The sequence below is a fragment of the Flavobacteriales bacterium genome (assembly GCA_025210805.1).
Taxonomy (GTDB): domain Bacteria; phylum Bacteroidota; class Bacteroidia; order Flavobacteriales; family CAJXXR01; genus JAOAQX01.
Genome location: JAOAQX010000023.1, coordinates 244,206 through 264,259 on the forward strand (window position 1 = coordinate 244,206; position 20,054 = coordinate 264,259).

Here is a 20,054-nt window from a genome sequence, read left to right on the forward strand (position 1 = left end):
TATGATTCCTTTTGAAAATTATCTTCTTCGAGCTCTAGAGCTCGAAGATTTAGAGGTTTTATATCAATCTGAAAATGGTCTTCACTCCTTCCAAAATCATGAAGGCTTTGTTTCTAGATTTACGCTTCAGGATTATATACAAAATGCGCATTTGAGCCTAAAAGAAGCTTCTCAAGAACGCTTTGTAATTTGTGAAAAATCTAATAGATCTGCCGTGGTAGGTTTTTTAGATGTTTTTAATTATTCAGATACACATCAAAGAGCAGAAATAGGTGTCGTTATTTTTGAAAAATTTCAGAATAAGAACATTGCTACACAAGCCCTCAACACGCTATTAGAATATTTAAAAGATTTTCAAAATTTACACCAAGTGTATTGTTATATTGAAACTAAAAACGAAAAAAGTCTGAAATTGTTCAAAAAATGTGGATTTTTGGAAAGCGGAACCCTAAAAGACTTTAGAAAATTCAAAGGAACGTTTCATGATGTATTCATTTTTCAAAAAATCTTATAGCTTATTTTTTATTCTGTTTTTTTGCGTGATTGCTTGTGATTCAAAACAAGAGTACTCACAAATTGAAACAGATTCTGATAATAAAGCGCATAAAAAAAACTACCTAAATCATCATGATTCTGCAAAATATCTTGGAAAAGAAGCCTGTATAGTTTGCCACCAAAACCAATGGCATACTTTCCAACATACAGGAATGGGACAAAGCTTTGGTAAAGCAAACACTTCAAAATCTAAGTCCCAACTGAATCATAATTCTGTTTTAAAAGATCCTCATCTTCACTTGAATTATCATCCATTTTGGAAAGACTCCTTACTATACTTAAAAGAATTTTCTAATAAAAAAACCGTTCTTAAAAAGCATAAACGTGTTGAAAAAATTGATTATATAGTTGGATCTGGGCAACATACAAATTCTCATATTCTCAATACTAATGGTTATTTAACTCAGGTACCTTTTACTTATTATACACAAGATGGGACATTGGATTTCCCACCGGGATTCGAAAATGGAAATAATACTCGATTCTCCCGAAAAATTGGTTTGGAATGTATGAGTTGCCATAATGCCCTCCCCGATTTTGTTTTGGGATCAGAAAATAAATACAAGAAAATCCCCGAAGGAATTGATTGTGAACGCTGCCATGGTCCAGGTTCTATTCACGTAGAACGAATGAAATTAGGTAAGGGAGTTGATATTTCCAAAGAGATAGATTTTTCCATTGTAAACCCTAAAAAACTACCACGAGATTTACAATTTGATTTATGTTCTCGGTGTCATTTACAAGGAAATATGGTCTTGAAAAACGGTCGTAATTTTTATGATTTTAAGCCTGGAATGCCACTTTCAGAGGTCATAGATATTTTCTTACCAAACTATGAAAACTCTGATAATCAATTTATCATGGCATCTCATGTGGATCGGTTGAAAATGAGCTCTTGCTTTCAAAAATCTGAAGATCTTTCTTGCCTCAGCTGTCACAATCCTCATATTAGCGTTCAGCAAAAAAACCGTAAAGAATATGATCAAACTTGTCTAAACTGTCATCAAGACAGCAAAAATAATACTTGTAGTGCACCAAAAGAGTTGAGAAACAATAAAAGCTGTTTTGAATGTCATATGCCAAAAAGTGGAAGTTCAGACATTCCACATGTAAGTATTACTGATCACAAAATAGGGATTCATTCCCCGAAAGACTCTACAAACACAAAACAAGGAGCATTTATCGATCTCTATTGTGTGAATAATGAAAATCCTGATGATCTAACTTTATCAAAAGCGTATTTACAGCAATTTGAACGTTTTGAATCATTACCCATTCTCCTAAAAAAAGCGGGTGAAAAACTTCAAAAATTTGGTTTAAATGAACATTCTTTTAGTTCTTATGTTCATTTAGCATATTTACAAAAGAATTATCCTAAAATTATTAATCTAGCTGCAAAAACACCTAACAAGTGGCTTACACAAACTAAAGCTACTTACGATAATGATGATGCTTGGACTTTTTATAGAATTGCCATTGCTTATCAAAAAACACAACAATTTTCTTTGGCGGATAGTTATTATCAAAAAGCGGTCGTTTTGGCTCCCTTTGTTTTGGATTTTAAGGTAAAATGGGCTGAAATGAAAATCCGTTTTGGTATTCAACAAAAAAATATTCAAATGATTTCTGATGCTCAAAAATTGCTACTTGAAGTACTCAAAGAAAATCCGAAATATGAAATAGCTTATACGCCACTAGCCTACTCATATAGCTTAGAAGCCAATTATACTCTTGCTGAAGAACATTATAAAAAAGCTTTAGAATTAAATCCCAACAATATAAATGCTAAAACCAATTTGGCAGGTCTGTGGGTGGTTCAAGGGAAAAAGAAATTAGCAAAACAACTTCTAAAAGAGGTTTTGGCTTACCAAAAAGACTATCCACTTGCTTTACAGATGTTAAAGAGTTTGGAGCTTGAGTGATATCTTGATTACATACTACAAATATTCACTTCTTTCTCTTATACCATTTACGATGTTATACCGATCACTTGCTAAAATTACCCACTTATACCGATTATTTGTTAAATAATCACTTACTTCACTTCGTTCGTAATTGATTTTTACCAATATATCGGCATTAGACAAAAAGGTGAAGTCCAATTTCACTGCGTTCATAACTGGCTTTTAACAATGTATCGGCATAATACCTATGGGTAAATTAACACCAAAAATGGTATTAGTTCCTAAATTACCTTACTAAAGCTTTTAGCTCTTCGACATTCAATTTTAAAACCTTTTTTGAGAACCAAGGAAGACGGAAATATTTTCCCGAAAAATACCAGTTTAACAACCACATGATTAAAAAAGAAATCAGTGTAGAATAACAAGCTACCATAATTCCATATTTTTTCAAGAAAATCACATTGATTGCTATGTTAATGATACTTCCAAGTACGGAAATATAGGCAATAACTTTTGCTTTGGAAGTATTGTTGATAATTTGACTATGAAGCTGAAAATAGGATTGAAACAAATAGGCGACGGCTATAATAGGAACATAAACCAAGGAGTGGGTAAAGTTCTCTCCAACAAAATTGATTTGATATAAAATCCAAACACCTATAAAACTGGCAATTGAAGCAATAATTAGAACAAAATGATAAATATATATAAACTGCACCATCAGTGTTTTGTCATGATCTTTTTTAGCAATTAGCTTATACAGAAAAGGGATAAATGCCATACTGAGTGCATTACCTACAATCATCATGATACTCCCAAACTTATACCCTACTTCATAAAGACCTAAAATATCTGAACCTAAAAAATAATCTATTAAATAACGATCTGATAAATCTAAGAAAGACAAAGCTAAAGTACTCGGAATAAAGGGTAAAGAATGAATGATCGCTTTTTTCATCAAAGATTGATCAAGCTTCCAAGTAATAAAACCATTTTTGTACAGAATAACTAAATGTATCATTCCAAATACCAAATTGGTAAAAACTACTGAATACACTCTACTTTCCCAGTCCATTTCTAAACCTATAAGAAAAAAGAGTGATAAGCAAAATTCGGTAAGAGCAAACCCCACAGATAAATAACCAAAGGTTTTAACTTTTTCTTCATTCCTAAGGATATACATATTCATATTAGGAATCTGGGAAATAAAGACCGAAAATGGTAAAAGAAAATCATAAATTGCAGGTAAACGCAGGGCATTACCAAAGTTAATTCTTACGAGATATAACAACAGCATTAATGCAATGGTGATAATCAAAAATACCACAAAACTACCCGAAACCAATTTTGCTAATTTCTCTTTAGGTTCATGATAGTAAATCTTCATTAAAAAAGACAATAAAGACATACTAATGAAGGCACTAGCAAAAGTGCTAAATGTATTAAAAAGGGATAATCCTCCCATACTCTCTTGCGATATTTCCACCGTTAGAAAGTGAATCAAGATTAAGGGAATCGCTTTTTGAGCCATCGAAAAAATGACATATAAGCTAGAATTTTTTATAAAACTCATTTTTCTAACATCTTTTTAAAATTCGCATCGCTCTTTTGCTTTTCAAAAGGTTTTAAAATATCCTTAAAAACAGGGAGTTGCCAACCTCTTCTCCAAATTTTACCTATCAATCCTAAATGATGGATATTTTGGTCTTTAAAAGTACAATGAAGAATATCTTGAGCTTTAAAATATTTCCCAGATTGCCCCACAGAAATAAGAAAATAGAATGCTTTTAAAGACTCTTCAATGGGTTTTGGTTCAGGAATATTTTCAATCATTTCCATCACCTCCTCATGAGTTTTTGGAATATAAACCGCATTGAGTTCTTGATAAAATGCTTTCCCAAGAAGCAAGGCAGGTTTTCTTAAATAATTTGCCTCTACTCCTACTGATGATCCAAAAACTAAAACAATATCCGCATGTTGAATTAAATCATAGGTGCTCACCTTAGATTCAGCAGGAATCACCATACTATTCTTATAAGTTTTGAGGTCTTTTATTCCTTCTACATTAGAGGTTTGAAGTTTCGTTAAATTTGGATGGACTCTTAAATAAACTTGGGTATTTTCGTGATTTTTTAATTCGTCAAAAATCTGTTGTGTGGCTTGATTTTGACCAGGATATAAATCCATTTTCCAACTATTATCCAAAGCTCTAAACTCATCCTCAGAAGAGTTGAAAATCACCACATTTTTTTTAGAAGTATCAAAACCTTCTGGTAGGACACCTTTGGTTTGCTGATCCGTAAATAGTTTAATATTTACTCCTTTCAGATTTTTCTCTTCAATTTCTTTCGAAAAGCCCATTTTACCTTGTTGGTACTGGTGGGCTAATTTATTGCGTTCTTCTTTATCCTCCGCTTGTTCCCAATGAGCATTAATATCAATACCCAGTTGTTTAATGTCATGAATTCCGCCATTTTCTGTTAAACGAATCAAATCGAGTTTAGCGCCTCTTTCAAAACAGTAAAATTTTACATTTTGGTTTGCACATGCGGCTCTAAAGGCTCTTTCATAAGCATAACGGCCATTGAGCACATAGGCTAAGTCTATTTGGTTTTCTTGTACAAATCTTTTGGTGAAAAGATAAATAGATAAAGCTGTTCTTGTTAGTTTATCTACAATATCCCAAATGGGTACTAAATCTGGCTCTGGCTCTCTAAACATATTAGAAAGAGAGGATAATATTCCATAACCTATTTCATAATTTTCATAAGTGAGATTTCGTATTTCTTCATTCGAAAAATGAGGCTCAATTTTAAAATTTCTGACGATTTCTTTTTCTTGTTCATTGAGGTCAATAGATGAAATATCCAGTTGATCTGAAGCTTTTACATTTGATAAAAGATTTTTTCCTAATTTTTGTTTGCTTTTACAAACCTGACATTCTGTGTAAGTATGAAAAAAATTCTTATCGCAAGTAGCATATTCGCCCTTACAAGAAAAAACAAAAACACGATCCTTTTCATCAATGTGTTCTTGCACTAAATTGAGCATTATTTCATGGAAATAAGTAATCAAATAATTCGCATTAAAAAAAGCAATATTTTTTGTCTTCATAAAATTTTTCTATTAACTCTTGTCTTTATACCTTGTGATAAATCTCATCAAAAATGGAATTAAATGGCTGTCCATCCACCATCAACTACTAAGTTTTGCCCGGTAATATAGCCTGCATCATCAGAAAGTAAAAACGATACACTTGGTGCTATATCTTTTGGTAAACCCATTCTTCCCATTGGAACTTTTTTATTGTATTGATTCACAAATTCCTCTTTTTGATGATCAAAAATTCCTCCTGGGGACACCACATTTACTCGTATTCCTTTTCTTCCTAGATAAGAAGATAAATATCTACTAAAATTAACTATTCCACCTTTAATTGCTGAGTAAGCAGCAGGCATCGTCATAGAAGTATTATCATACACCGTAAAATCTGGGCCTACAAGTCCATAAATGGAAGAAATATTTACAAGAGAACCTTTACTTTTCTCTAAATACGGAACCGATTTTTGACAGATATAAAACACGGCATTCATTTGCATATCTACATTTTTTTTCCATGAATCATAAGGAATATCTTCAAAAAAAGCACCCCAATCTTTAGTTCTAGGATAGGCATTATTGACAATTCCATCAATTTTTCCGAAATGTTTTTCTATTTCGGCTAAAGTAGCATCAATAGATTCTGTGTCTAAAATATTGAGCTGTATATTTCTTTTTTCAAGGTCTGTTTCTATGTTGATATCAGCATTAATGGCTATTCCTCCTTTTTGGGTAATATCATCTATCATTGCCTTACCTAGTAAACCAGACCCGCCAGTAACTATTATAACTTTATTCTCAAGCATTTTTTTTATTTTAAACAAAGGGTTAAGACTTTCAATGCTTCTTGAAAATCATTAAAAGGCTTTTGGTTTTCCAAAAAATATTTTAGTTGTGTAGTATAAGTGTCTAAAATAGTATTTTTTGATTCATAAACCTTGTTTCCGTCTTGATAAACGGTGTTTTTTAATAAATCTACCAATAGCGTTTTGTCTGCAAAAACGATTTCCAAGGTCCTTTTTGGATCTTTTCTAAAATAGTTTAGACTGATTTGAGTATTAAACTCCGTATATTCCCAAAAGTAGTAAGCAGCATCTACTGCTTCTATACCTAAAGAAGATTTTTTGGAATGAAAATTCATCGTTTTCTTTGGTTCTCCAAACAGCCAATAAACATAATCTAATTCATGAATAAGGTCTAAATGGACGCCTCCACCTAACTCTGGAATAGAACTATAGTTTTTTTTATAATCTTGTCCAGGTCGCCAATCTGGTAGATGGGATCCACAATAGACATTTACTTCGTTTACCCTGTTTTTTGGGTCCGAAAGATATGCTTGCTTTACAAAGTTTATACACTCCAAAAACCTCAAATTACAAGCTATGTAAGTTTTTCTATCTTTTAGTTGGTCAGCTATTTTAGAAATCCCTTGATAATGGCTTAGGGGTTTTTCTATAAACAAAGGAAAATCATATTTTAAGCAAGCTGTAATATGCTCTTCATGTTTAGAAGTTGGAGAACTAATGATACAAAAATCAATGAATTGAATCCCTGGAATTTCTTCTAGAGTATACACATTGATAATATTTTGATAAGACTGAGATGCTTTTGAAGATCTTAATGCATAGATCTCTAATTCATTCTCAGGCACTAGAGATTGTAATGCCGAAATATGTTTTTTTGCAATACTTCCTAATCCAATAATTAAAACCTTCATAGATTATATTTTTATGGCCAATTTTTCTTGGGTAACCAAAAAATCTAAGAATTCAAAATCAACCAATTCATCTAAATCAAAAGAGATATGATGCATTAAATAGATATCGGCATGATCAAAAAGGTAGAGTTTTTCTTTATTAAAGAAAGATCTCTTATAGAAATAGAAAGAAGCATTCATTTCATAAACCTGCGGTGCTGTTTGCCTAGAAAGAACTTGCTCTTGTTTTTTAGACAAATCAAAACAACCGTCTTCACGCTTTTCTACCATATTAAAATAAGGGTTTTTGTGGGCGTGGTTTACCGAAAATAAATTCTCTGTGAGTGGATTTTCAAGAAATTGCGCATAAGCTTCTTGAAGGTCTTTTTGAGTTCTAAGAGGTGCCGAAATATCCAAATCGATGATATAATCATAGTTTTTTCCTCGGTTTTCTTCTTCAAAATGTATTACATCCTTAATAGCATCCAATTTACCTGCCGAATCATTAGCTAAAAAATCTGGTCTGGTGTAATTTGTATGTAATCCAAAACTGGCACAAACTTCTTGAATTTCTTTTGAATCTGTAGATAAAGCGATATCTACTTCTGTACCATATTTTTCAAGAAGCCAATTACCAAACTCTACAGCATGATCATAGCTATATTTAATCAGTGGTTTTCCTGCCAAAAGGCGAATATTTTTCCTTGGAATTCCTTTAGAACCACCTCTTGCACAAAGTGTTATTAGTATATTTTTTTTCAAATTGTTAGAATTCTATATGATTTACGTCCTGTTGAGCTTTTTCAAAATCTATTGGTTTCCCTATATCCAACCAATATGAAAGAATCGGATAATTAGTTACAACTCGATCTTCTTCAATCAATTTTTCTATCATATCTGTTGCATTATAAAAAGCTCTTTGCGGTATTTCGTTTAAGCACTTTCTATTGAGAATATAAATTCCTGCATTAGAATAATAAGTATAGGTAGGTTTTTCTACAATAGACTTCACTCGTTGATCTATTGTTTCGATAATTCCATAAGGAATTGCCACTTTATAAGGTACCGTTGCTACGGTCATTTGAGCTTCTGTTTTAAGATGTTCTAAATACAAATCTTCAAAATCAATATTGGTAAGAATATCAGAGTTCATGATCAATAAATCCTCTGTAAAATATTGCTCTACATAAGTTGCTGATCCAAGCGTACCTGTTATTTGGTCTTCTTCAATATAAATGATTTCTATCCCTTTACTAGAACCATCGCCAAAATATGCTTTGATCTGATCCTTTAGATAATTGATAGAAATATAGATTCTCCTTATTCCATATTGAATCAAGCGATCAATATTATATTCAATAATGGGTTTTCCACCTACTTCCAATAGTGGTTTTGGTTTTTCCAATGTCATGGGTCTCAATCGTGTTCCTTTTCCTCCTGCCATAATGATGGCTTCTAATGGAAGATTGGATTTTTGAAGAGTGAGATCAATGGTTCTTATATAACGACCATCGATATCTAAAAATGGAACATATCGGATATTAGATTCTCTAAAACTCTTGAATTTTTCGATGGTATTTTCACCTTCTTTTAAGTATTTAAATGATTTTGACATAATTAAAGAGGCTTTCTCCTTAATATTCCCATCATTTATTAAATAACGTCTAATGTCTCCATCACTAAGAGTTCCCAACATTTTTTGCTCATCATTCACCACAAAAAGTGTTGCCCCACGCATTTCATTTATTTTCTTTAAAGCATCTTGTATGCTTGTTCTTTCGTTGATAATATTTTTCATTTTTTGTAGAGTTGTTATATATTTTTCAAATCATAAAACTTCTTCTTCAATATATCTTCTAAAGAAATTTGTTCTAAAATCTCAATAATTTTCTCGCTAGAACCTCCATTTCCGTAAGGATTTTTTGTTTCACTTATATAAACAGAGAAATTTTCGGACAAGGCTTTGTTAATCGCTGTTGTTATTTCCTTTTTTTCGGGTAAACAATCTATGACACTTTCTGCCTTCAATCGTCCTTTTTGTCGATCACCTATATTTACAGTAGGTTTATTAAAACTAGGAACTTCTATCAATCCACTTGAAGAATTACCTATCACCACAGAAGATTCCTTGATCATAGATAAATATCTTGTTTGTCCTAATGAAAAATAAGCATGAGCGTTGCTCCTTTGCAGACAATAGTTATCTATCAATTGATTAATGACTCTCCCATCGGCATCTGAATTTGCCTTTGTAAAAATTAATGTAGCATCAGGAAATGAATCTAATGCTTTCAGTAATTCTAATGTTTGTGCTTTGGAAGTAGAATTTTCTAAAGTAACAGGATGAAAAGTTATTAAGAATACTTGTTCCTCTAGTTTTATATCTAAAGATTGCTCTAAATCCTTTTTGTTCATCAAGGGTAATTTCAGGATATTATCAATCCCTAATCCGCCTACTTGAAATACACGATCTGGGTGTTCTCCCAGCTGCACTACTCTTTTTCTATACGCTTCCGCCGCAGTAAAATGCAAATGACTCATTTTTGTGATCGAATGTCTCATGGCTTCATCAGTAGCGCCTTCTGAAGTTTCGCCACCATGAATATGAGCTACTGGAATTCTTGCCACTAAAGCGGCACTTACGGCAGAAAATATTTCATATCGGTCGCCTAATACGATAACTAAATCAGGTGAAAGTTGTTCAAAAGCCTCGGCAAAGGAAATTTGCGCCAATCCCATGGATTTACTGATCCCTGTAGGTGTATCTGATGAAAGCAACATTTCAATTTTACGATCCACCTTAAAATCTTTTTCAATTTCTCCAACGGTCATTCCAAATTCTGGTGACAAATGCATTCCTGTAGCAATGATTTGCAAATTGAGATTTTCAGATTGTTCTATGCCTTTCATAAGCCAATAAAACAAACCATATTCTGCCCTTGTTCCTGTAATTACACAACATTTCATATCAGCTCGTCTTTATCATAAGCCTTTTGAGCTTGTGTTCCTAAAATTTCTTCCCATTTCATTGGGCTTATTCCAGTACCAGGTCTTTTTACCGTAATATTTTCAAGTGTGAATGTTTCCCCTCTTTCTATTCGCTGATTTGCTACAATACTTTTTCTGGCGACTGCTCTATTTTTTGCTTCGCTTTTTGAAGGTTCTTTAACACCATTTCCTAAAGCTATTTCTATATTTCTAATAGCTGAAACCATTGCTTTTAATTCATTTGGTTCCAAAGAAGCTGCATGATCAGGGCCTTCCATTGTTCTGTCTAAAGTAAAATGTTTTTCAATCACTGTTGCTCCCAAAGCTACTGCTGCTATAGGTATTTCTATACCCAAAGTATGATCTGAATACCCTATTTTTACCGCTAGCTTATTACCAATAGTATTCATTGCCAATAAATTAACATCTTGCATTTGCGTAGGATAGTCGGTATTACAATGTAAAATAGTTATTTGTTCTTTCGGAATTCCGTTTTTATTCAAAACTTCAAATGCTTCTTCTACTTCTTGCATGGTAGCCATTCCTGTACTCATCACTATAGGAAGTTTGAGCTCGGCTACTTTTAAAAGGTAAGGAAAATTGGTAATTTCACCAGATGGAATTTTATAAAAATCTAATTTACCTTTGAGGTAATCAATACTCTCGAAATCAAAAGCCGTGGATAGAAATTTGATTCCTTTTTCTTCACAATATTGCATAATTTCTTTATGCATTTCGTCTGTAAGCTCTAGTTTTTTGAGCATCTGAAATTGTGACTGATTGTTTCCTGTATTTTCTTTTTGATAACTGGCTTTTTCTGCCTTTTCGGTAACTAAATTCTCAGTTTTAAAAGTCTGAAACTTCACATAATCTGCTCCAGCATTGGCTGCAACTTCTATAAGTTTTTTTGCATTCTCAATACATCCATTATGGTTTACACCTGCTTCTGCTATGATAATTGTTTTATTCATAATAAGAATGTTTTAATGGATTACTCTGAAAAAACATTCCAGATTTTCTGATATTTTTTCTGATGAGTGTTTTAGAAGCAATGATACAATCATCGCAAATCGTTACTCCATGATTTATGGTAGAAGTAGAACCAATAAAACAATTGTTTCCTACAGTGACATCTCCATTAAGTACCGCAGCAGTAGAAATATGACAATGGTCTCCCACGCTTGCATCGTGCTCTATAAGTGCTTTTGAGTTTATAATACAATTTGATCCTATTTTGGCTCCAGCATTTACGATTACTTGGTGCATGATAATTGTTCCTTCATCAATACTAGCGTGTTTTGAAACATGAGCATTTGAAGAAATAATCACAGGTAATGAAAATCCAAGTTTCTTTAGTTGGCTAAATATTTTCAAACGAACGGCATTACTTTTTATATGCCCTACGGTGATTAATGCTCCATCTACCTGATTTTTAAAACGCTCAATATCGTCATCGCTTCCCACAATGGAATATCCGCATATTTTTTCGCCAATTTTTTCTGGTAGATCAATAATTCCAAAAACTTCCCAGTCTGCTGAGCTTTCCACGACATCAATACAGGATTTACAATGACCACCACCACCTATGAGCAACAATTTCTTTTTCATAAAATCACACTACTTGGAATATTAACTACTCGATCTTCCAGCCATTGAGAATTTGTCAAATCATCTTTTTGACAATTTTCAAACATGGGCATTTTATTCATCAAAGTCCAAATTGGACGTGTCATCACTCCGTTTTTATTGGTTTCTTCAAGAAATTGATCTCGTTCTTTTCTGTTAGGCAAAATCACTGTATTGAGCCAGTAATTTGCTGTTTCGTTTTCAGATTCCTGTTTAAAATGAATTTGATCATCTTGTTCAAAAAACGATCTATATTTTTCTGTTAGAGTTCTCTTTTTCTTCAAGAAACTCGGCAATTGTTCAAGCTGAGCTAAACCTAAAGCGGCATTCAAATTGGGCATTCTAAAATTGTATCCTACTGCATCATGCGTATATTCCCAAGGATGTGGCACTTTGGCTTGAGTGGTTAAATGTTTGATACGTTTTGCCAGATTTTCGTCATCTGTAATCAATATTCCACCACCACCTGTGGTCATTATTTTGTTTCCATTAAAACTTATGGCTCCTATTTTCCCAAAAGTACCAAGGCTTTTTCCTTTGTAAAAAGTTCCTAAAGATTCTGCTGAATCTTCTATAAGTTCTATACAATACTTATTACAAATTTCAGCTATTTCGTCTATTTTACAAGAAAATCCAAAAGTATGCATTGGAATACAAGCTTTGATTCTTTTTCCCGTAACTTTATTATAGCATTGACCGTTTTTTACATCAGCATTTTTATCTAAAAAATCCGATAAAGCTTTAGGCGAAAGCCCCATTGTCTCTTTATCAACATCAATAAAGATAGGTGCTGCCTTTAAATATGAAATCGCATTGGCTGTAGCAATAAATGTGAGAGCCTGCGTTATTACCTCGTCATCTTGTTCTACACCTAAAGCAATCATTGCTATCTGGAGTGCATTGGTTCCATTTACACAAACAACGGCTTGTTTTGCACCTGTATAATCTGCAACGGCTTGTTCAAACTGATCTACAAATTTTCCTACGCTTGATACAAAAGTAGAATCAATACATTCATTGAGATACTTTTTTTCGTTCCCTCCAAAGGTGGGCGCATGTAAAGGAATAAATTCTTGTGTAGAAAAAGTTTCTTTTATAAATTCTATAGTTCTTTGATGCTTCATTACATTTTGCTATCTAAATATTTGTGCGTTTCAACATGTCCGAAATTTGGGATCATATAATGGAAGAGCGCTACTATTTCCTCTTTATTCCATTTTTTTTCATGACGCATTTTCATAATTTTTGAAAGAAAAATTTCCAATTTTTCCTCATCAAAGATAGCTTCGTTCTTTACAATTCCCAAATTATGATGTTTAATTAAATCTAAAGTTTCTTTTTCGGTAAAAAACTCTTCAAAACTTTTTTCTCCTGTGGTGTTACTCTCCGAAAATAAACAAGGCCACTTTTGATCTTTTACAAGTTCTTGAATGGTATTTCTTGCTTCGTCTTCTGTGGCTACTTTAAAAGGCTCATACCCTCTTTTTCGCAAATATCTCTCTGCAATTTCCGAGAAGGTGATTAAGTGTAATCCTTGATCTAGTTTTGGAAAATAGATATCTCTATTATCACCAAATATACAAGACATTAAACAGAGTTCTCCTGATTCTTGTGGAATTACAAAATACCTTTTCACATCAGATGGTGCAGCTATTGGTTGTTCTTTTTTAAGTCTTTGATCAAAGCCATGAAGTAAAGAACCATCTGAGAAAGCTACATTTGCAAATCTGGCAGTTGAAATTTTTATTTCCCCACTTTTTTGCATCAAAAACATTTCCATAATTCTTTTGGACCCTCCCATCATGTTTACAGGATTTGCAGCTTTATCTGTGGAAACACAAAAGTATTTTTTTACGCCTTTTTCTATCGATTGATTGATAGTTTTGATGGTATTCAAGATATTTACATCAATCATCCTCATTAAGGTAAATGGATCTTTTTCACTCCTCACATGTTTGAGAGCCGATAGGTTCAAAACATAATCATATTCTCCATCTAGATTGATAAAAGCATCGTATTCTATAGAACCGATATCTAGAGCAAATGTTTTGAATTCTCCATCAATATAGCCAAAAGAACTTCGAATATCTCGAACTAATTCTACTAAATTATTCTCGCTAATATCTACAACATGAAGTTTTTGTGGATTTCTTTTGAAAATTTCTTTGGTTACGGCCTGACCTATTGTGCCTGCTCCACCCAATACAAGAAATTTAGCGTTTGAAACGGCCTCATGAAGCAATTTTTCGTTTTCTTGAATATCTTGATCAAATAGCCTATTATTTCTGTTGATTAATTCTAAAAAATCCATGAATTCTATATCTAAATTTTTAAGTTCAATGAATTACAAATATAGTAATAATAAGGCTTAACTCCGATTTTTATTTATTAATTGTATGAAGTTTTATCGCTGTGGGAAAACAAATTAATTTCAATACTTTTTTCGATTTTTATAAGCTTTTTTTCTTTCTTACAACAGACATAAATTTTGAAAATTAGTCAATAATAAATCGGTCTCCTTTTTCCCAGTTTTTAGTTGCGGGTGTTCCAAGAGTAGCTTCTAAATGCTTTGGGTGAGCCCCTAAACCTGGCCTTACAGATCGTAGGTTTTCCTCCGTAAAAATCTCACCTTCTGCAATATCTTTTGCAATGTACAAACTTCTGGCATACTGTCTTCCTGCTTGTTGTTTTTCTGTTAAAGTGTAAGTAGCATTTCCTAAAGCACTTTCTGCGAGCCGAACTGCCTGAATCATTTCTTCAAACTCTTTTACATCTAAACTAAATGAGGCATCGGGTCCTCCGATAGATTTATCTAAAATAAAATGTTTTTCTATCACTGACGCTCCTAAAGCAGTTGCCACAACAGGTAAGGTAGTTCCCATAGTGTGATCTGACAAGCCTATTTTTACTCCAAAATCTTTTTTAAATTGTTGCATCAAGAGCATATTTGCTTCTTCTATCGGTGCAGGGTAAGATGAAGTACATTTCAAAATGGTTATGTCTTCATTGCCAGTATTTCTACAGGTTTCTATGGCTAATTTAATATCTTCATATTCTGCAATTCCAGTGGACATAATAATCGGTTTCCCTTTTGAGGCAATATACTTTATAAGTGGAATATCCGTAATTTCAAAAGAGGCAATTTTATAAATAGGACAGTTTAAAGTTTCTAATAAATCAACAGCGGTTTTATCAAAAGGTGAAGAAAAGCAATCGATCCCTATTTCTTTAGAATATTCAAAAATTTCTTTGTGCCACTCCCAAGGTAAGTGAGCCTCGTCATACAAATCATGCAAGTTTCTTCCTTCCCAAATAGTACCTTTAATCATGAAATCTTCTTTCTTGCTATCCAAAGTCATGGTATCTGCTTTGTAAGTTTGCAATTTTATTGCATCGGCACCAATATCTTTCGCAGCTTGAATGGTCTTTTTTACGATCGAAATATCTCCACCATGATTGGCTGATAATTCTGCTATGATATACGTTTTTGCTGTATGAAAGTTCATCTTTATAAAAATTTTATGCTTCTTTTTTTATGACATCTTGTGAGCTAAAATAGGGAGCTCTACCCGCTCTGATAAGTTCTAAACTTTTTTCAAAACCGACATAGAATAACACATCTATAATACTCAAATGAGATATATACTCTCCAAATGCTTGATCGTACTTTGGGTGCTGATAGTTTTGATAAAGTAATTCGATTTGATGATCCGTAAATGCTCCACCTGGTTGATGTTCTTCAATATAAATAGAAGAACCATAAGGTGAAAGGTACGTTTTACACTTGAGTTCATGACAAATATCTACTAATCTAGCGTCTTTAGTTCCATCTAGAGACTGTAGCTCTGAACTGATATGGAATATTGTTTTAATTCCAATTTTGTTCGCAATTTCCCGAACTAAAAATAGGTTATTTTCTGCAAGGTTTTCAAAGTCTTTTTTTAAAATATTTTCCAAAAAAGGATACACCTCATTAAAAAATGGTGCTTTTTGGTAAGTATAAAAAATGGTTTTCAGGAGTTTCTTTTTCCAAGGTTTTTTATACTCAATTTGAATTTCGTTGATATTGGAATCCAAATTATTTTTTTTTGTAAGAACATTAATATATTGAACGCCATTAGCTGTTTTTATTCTGTTTCTTACTTGCCAGCTTTGTTTCACAAATTGTACATCATCATAAAACACAAAATGATCGGCATTGTCTATTAAATCAAAATACCCCAGCCAAGGGAAAAATGTGGGCTGCATGACGGCACAAATCATATTTTTAAAGTCTTTTTTAGAAGTTCAACAGTTTGCTCTGCTTGAGACTTAGAATATCTAAAATCGTTAAATAAGTTAATAATATTATTCTGAATTCCATCCCAAAAAGGCGTTTTTTCACTCGGAAATATTTTTGATAAAGAGTAATAATGTTTACTTGCAAACAAGTCATTTTCCGCAAAAAGATTCAATACTTTATCTCTGTTATCCACCACAATATTGAAACGCCAAAGACTTGCCGAATTCTTTAGTTTAATGGACTCCAAACCTGCTTCGTAAATAACATTAATCTCTTTTTTAGTTTTAGATATTTCTTCCCGTTTCTGTATAACAAGTTTTTGATATTTTTCTTTATCCAATGATGAAGATTTTAGCCAATTAAGCTGAACTGTAGCATTCAGTTCTTCTTTAATTATTGGTTTAGATTCAAAAATAAGGGCTCGAAAGTATTGATCAAAAATTGCCTCCTCTTTTTCTAAAAACGGAATACTCTGCTCTTCATATTTTAGATGATTTTGGATTTTTGCGTAACCGCCAAAACCTATATCTACATATTTTGAGTAACCTGTACTATACAATTCTAAATCTACCAATGGATTTAGCAGACGATCAAAATTGGGTACAGAAAGACACAAATCATCAACAATAAAAAGATTTTTGTTAATGGTTTTTATGGCATCAAAAAATGAATTCACCTCAAGATCTACCCCGAAGGTTCGCACATAGATAATTCCCGCATAGTGGTCATTATTTCTAAGTTTTTCAAGTGTTTTCTTACGGTCCAGACATAAAGTTGAATCCACATCAAGTATTTCTATTTGGGCACCAGCTTTTAGAATAGTTGCAGCCACATAATGACATACGTTTGTGGGAATGATCCAAACTTTATTTGCGTGCTTATTTGACTTGATAAAATGATAGAGAATCGCAGATGCTCTATGATTAAATACTAAATTCATATAACCTAGAAATACTTTTTTAAGAGCTCATCATGGTATATTTTCTGAACATATTCGGGTTTTAAAACCGTTATTGTTTGTTCATAAAGTGGATAGGCATGATCTACAATAACAAATCTTGAAAGTTCTTCTTTACAAAACTCCATTAAATCACCAGGATTTTCATAGTGCATAAGTTCATGATAGTATTCTGCAAAAGTGGACAAAAAGTTGAAAGTAATCCCCACTTCTGCCATTTCAAACATTTTCTTGATCATATTTCTCACAAAAACTTTCCAGTCTTCTCTTGGTACTTCACCAGGAATATTAAAAGTTCCTGCCAAAACGACAATATCGTATTTTTCAGAGATTTCTGTGTTGAGAATATCTCTGACTTTTACCTCAATTTCAGGATATTTTTTATTTGCAAGGGTCTTCATTCCTTCCACAATATCTGTTCCTGAGTATTTTGCAGATATTTTATGATCTTTCATATACTGATACAAATCACAAATTCCACAACCGATATCATGAACAGAAAAATCATTATTCTCAAAATCATATTGTTTGAGCAGGCGTTCAAATCTCAGATTTTGAATAACCGAGTTTTGATTATAAGTTCCATCTGGAGAATCGCCGTGTTCTTCAAATTGTTTTTCGTAAACTTCTAACTGTTTTGAAACGATATCTTTTTTCATATTTGTCTGATTAAATCAACTATGTTATGGATAGAATTTGTTGTGAAATGTTTATCAGAAGATCCTTTTAATTGTTTGTGAAGCTCTTTGTTTTGTATAAAATCACCCATTTTGTCCAAAATTGAAAGTTCATCTAATTCTTCTATCTTCCCAAAATTATACAAAATTCCCAGTTTCTCAAGAATTAATGAATCTTGCAATTGAAGATCTGTAGTGGCTATTGAAGCTGGTAAAACTTTCGCAAAACTCGATTCATATTTAATCAATCCCCCACCGTTGATAATAGCGTCAACTTCTAGTAAAATATTCTCGATATCAAAAGTTGGGTAAAGCATCTTTATACGTTTTCGATTTTCTTCAGAAACATGATCAAAGTTACTTGCGATATACCAAATTTCGAGATCTTCTTTTTGCTTTTTTAAAGTATCTATAATCAAATCTATCTTTGAGTTTATTGCTTCCAATCCTCCAAAGAACAACAATACCTTTTCAATAGTATTTCTGCTAGATTTCTGAGCTCTTACATTCGACAATTCAGGTTTATAAATAAAAAAATTGATACCCAAAGCCGATTGTTTTGAGTGGTATTTAAACATTTTTTCGGCATTAAATCGAAAGTTGATTACCAAATCTACTCCTGTAAAATCGAGCGTACAGGTATCATCAATAAAAATGGTTTTGAAACCTTTATTGAGACTTTCATCAAGATAATTTTGATGAATAAAATAACTATCAAAAAGCACATATTGATACTTTTTAAATATTTCAATATCAACCTTTTCAAACTTCTTTTCTTGAGTTTCCTGAAAGAGAATTTCGTATTTATCAAAAAGTGTTTTAGCAAATTCTGAATAATTGCCAAGAAAAGAAATGTCGTATCCAAAACCGACCAGATGTCGAGCAAGGTTCAAGCATCTCGAAAAGTGTCCGAAGCCACTAAACTCATTTTGATCACATCTAAATAAAATGCTATTTTGAATCATTGAACAGATTTAAAAATATCTTGAATAACGTGATTCATAAACCAAGTTTTTCCTTTAGCCTTACCAAAAAACACAACGTTTTCACAGTTTTCTTTTACTATTTCAAGTTGTTTTTTAGACGAAACTCCAAAGGGAATATCAAGTACTGGAAAACTATTTGGGTAAATTTCAGCTTCTTTTTCGAGTAGTTCTGTTTGTTCAGAAATGACTTTCATTTGTTTGAGTTCCTCGAAAATATCAAGTGTCATTTGATCCGTATTTTCAGGAATTTGATTGGTCATCGCTTCTACGGTTATTCTATAGAAACCTTCTATCCCTTGAGAATAATTATCATATAGCGTAACACGAAAAGTTTGGTAATCAGGATCAAAATTATTGAAATAATACAAGTCTGTTAAGTATTTCTGATCCACTAAATAATGAAAAATACAACTTGTTAGCCTTTTTGGAGCTGCTGTTTTAATCTCAATACCTAGATTTTTCATAAGAAAAACCGTTGGGACTGTCCAAACGAGTTGATCAAGTTCTATGGTTTCGTTTTTCACTTCCAAAGAAGTAATCGTTTTACCTTCTAAATGGATTTTCCCTACTTCAGTATCTTTTAATACTCGAACTCCAGCTTCTGTCAATGATTGTTCCATAGAACGTATCCAATTTCCCACACCATACTCTTTTGGATACATACTTTTTAGTGAAGATAAACCTTCTTGATAGCTATGAAACGCCAAAACTTTATCATATTTTGGTTCTTTTTTAAGCTCCATAGTTTTATTGGCATCAGCCACCATTATCCTTGATAAACCGAATAATGCATGACTATTCTCTTCCAGTTTTTCGGCGGGAGTAAAAAAGAATTTTTCAGCAGCTTGAGCAATGATATTCCCAAAGGTTTTCCCATATTCGTTTTCTAAATGATCTTTCAGATTATGGTAAGATTCTTTGGGAGTATTTGCTATTAATTCTCTTAGACCTTCTTCTTTATTATCTATATGTTTATCTGATAAAAAACCATTACCCTCATTCAGTCCCTTATAAAAAGAACCTGTTTTAAGAAAATCAAATTCATTCACTTCCAAATCTTTAAACAAGATTGCATCTACCTCTGCTATTCCTGTTTGTCCAAGAAAATGAGTTCCATAATCATAAAAAAGGTCTTTTTTAAACAATTCTTTAGATCGCAGGAGTCCGCCAAGGCTTTTTTGTCTTTCGATAAGTGTTACTTCATATCCTTTTTTTCGATATAAAAGTGCACTAAAAATACCTGCAATACCACCACCTACGACAACAATTTTTTTCATTTTTAC

Annotated in this window: 19 protein-coding genes; 2 read left to right on the forward strand and 17 right to left on the reverse strand. The window is 32.5% G+C overall.

Annotated elements, in window-relative coordinates; genetic code table 11:
• The first annotated feature begins 1 nt into the window (after position 1).
• Both N4A45_09090 and N4A45_09095 read left to right on the forward strand, forming a co-directional pair.
• Complete coding sequence (locus N4A45_09090; protein ID MCT4665371.1) at positions 2–514, forward strand: GNAT family N-acetyltransferase; 513 nt, start codon at positions 2–4, stop codon at positions 512–514.
• On the forward strand, positions 483–2,477 hold the full coding sequence (locus tag N4A45_09095) for a tetratricopeptide repeat protein (protein ID MCT4665372.1): 1,995 nt from the start codon (positions 483–485) through the stop codon (positions 2,475–2,477). Before N4A45_09090 ends, N4A45_09095 begins: the two co-directional genes overlap by 32 nt.
• 268 nt (positions 2,478–2,745) lie before the next feature.
• Here N4A45_09095 and N4A45_09100 read toward each other — a convergent pair whose 3' ends face one another.
• From N4A45_09100 to N4A45_09180, 17 genes are all read right to left on the reverse strand, one after another.
• Positions 2,746–4,032, reverse strand: coding sequence for a polysaccharide biosynthesis C-terminal domain-containing protein (locus tag N4A45_09100; GenBank protein ID MCT4665373.1), 1,287 nt, complete (start codon positions 4,030–4,032; stop codon positions 2,746–2,748).
• A complete protein-coding gene (locus N4A45_09105) occupies positions 4,029–5,573 on the reverse strand; it encodes a hypothetical protein (GenBank protein ID MCT4665374.1) in 1,545 nt (514 codons plus the stop codon). Before N4A45_09105 ends, N4A45_09100 begins: the two co-directional genes overlap by 4 nt.
• Positions 5,574–5,632: 59 nt before the next feature.
• The gene (locus N4A45_09110) at positions 5,633–6,364 is read right to left on the reverse strand and encodes an oxidoreductase (protein MCT4665375.1); all 732 of its coding nucleotides are present in this window, start codon (positions 6,362–6,364) and stop codon (positions 5,633–5,635) included.
• 5 nt (positions 6,365–6,369) lie between these two features.
• Positions 6,370–7,275 (reverse strand): Gfo/Idh/MocA family oxidoreductase, encoded by a 906-nt coding sequence (locus N4A45_09115; GenBank protein MCT4665376.1) that lies wholly within the window; start codon positions 7,273–7,275, stop codon positions 6,370–6,372.
• A gap of 3 nt (positions 7,276–7,278) precedes the next feature.
• A complete protein-coding gene (locus N4A45_09120) occupies positions 7,279–8,016 on the reverse strand; it encodes an acylneuraminate cytidylyltransferase family protein (GenBank protein ID MCT4665377.1) in 738 nt (245 codons plus the stop codon).
• A 4-nt stretch (positions 8,017–8,020) separates the two neighbouring features.
• The gene (locus N4A45_09125; protein MCT4665378.1) at positions 8,021–9,052 is read right to left on the reverse strand and encodes a nucleotidyltransferase family protein; all 1,032 of its coding nucleotides are present in this window, start codon (positions 9,050–9,052) and stop codon (positions 8,021–8,023) included.
• A gap of 14 nt (positions 9,053–9,066) precedes the next feature.
• Positions 9,067–10,221, reverse strand: a complete 1,155-nt coding sequence (neuC, locus tag N4A45_09130) for a UDP-N-acetylglucosamine 2-epimerase (GenBank protein MCT4665379.1) — start codon at positions 10,219–10,221, stop codon at positions 9,067–9,069.
• Entirely contained in the window at positions 10,218–11,213 is a 996-nt protein-coding gene (gene neuB, locus N4A45_09135) for an N-acetylneuraminate synthase (GenBank protein MCT4665380.1), read from the reverse strand. The genes neuC and neuB overlap by 4 nt, the downstream gene beginning before the upstream one ends.
• On the reverse strand, positions 11,206–11,850 hold the full coding sequence (locus tag N4A45_09140) for an acetyltransferase (protein MCT4665381.1): 645 nt from the start codon (positions 11,848–11,850) through the stop codon (positions 11,206–11,208). Before N4A45_09140 ends, neuB begins: the two co-directional genes overlap by 8 nt.
• Entirely contained in the window at positions 11,847–12,992 is a 1,146-nt protein-coding gene (locus N4A45_09145) for a LegC family aminotransferase (GenBank protein ID MCT4665382.1), read from the reverse strand. The genes N4A45_09140 and N4A45_09145 overlap by 4 nt, the downstream gene beginning before the upstream one ends.
• Positions 12,992–14,179 carry a UDP-N-acetylglucosamine 4,6-dehydratase gene (locus tag N4A45_09150; protein ID MCT4665383.1) on the reverse strand — a complete coding sequence of 396 codons (1,188 nt, stop codon included), beginning with the start codon at positions 14,177–14,179 and terminating at the stop codon, positions 12,992–12,994. Before N4A45_09150 ends, N4A45_09145 begins: the two co-directional genes overlap by 1 nt.
• A 184-nt stretch (positions 14,180–14,363) precedes the next feature.
• On the reverse strand, positions 14,364–15,374 hold the full coding sequence (gene pseI, locus N4A45_09155) for a pseudaminic acid synthase (GenBank protein ID MCT4665384.1): 1,011 nt from the start codon (positions 15,372–15,374) through the stop codon (positions 14,364–14,366).
• A gap of 13 nt (positions 15,375–15,387) precedes the next feature.
• Entirely contained in the window at positions 15,388–16,116 is a 729-nt protein-coding gene (locus tag N4A45_09160; protein ID MCT4665385.1) for a WbqC family protein, read from the reverse strand.
• An 11-nt stretch (positions 16,117–16,127) separates the two neighbouring features.
• Complete coding sequence (locus tag N4A45_09165; GenBank protein ID MCT4665386.1) at positions 16,128–17,090, reverse strand: hypothetical protein; 963 nt, start codon at positions 17,088–17,090, stop codon at positions 16,128–16,130.
• A gap of 5 nt (positions 17,091–17,095) precedes the next feature.
• Positions 17,096–17,767, reverse strand: coding sequence for a class I SAM-dependent methyltransferase (locus tag N4A45_09170; GenBank protein ID MCT4665387.1), 672 nt, complete (start codon positions 17,765–17,767; stop codon positions 17,096–17,098).
• A complete protein-coding gene (locus N4A45_09175) occupies positions 17,764–18,750 on the reverse strand; it encodes a hypothetical protein (protein MCT4665388.1) in 987 nt (328 codons plus the stop codon). Before N4A45_09175 ends, N4A45_09170 begins: the two co-directional genes overlap by 4 nt.
• Positions 18,747–20,048, reverse strand: a complete 1,302-nt coding sequence (locus N4A45_09180; protein MCT4665389.1) for an NAD(P)-binding protein — start codon at positions 20,046–20,048, stop codon at positions 18,747–18,749. The genes N4A45_09175 and N4A45_09180 overlap by 4 nt, the downstream gene beginning before the upstream one ends.
• Positions 20,049–20,054: the final 6 nt, after the last annotated feature.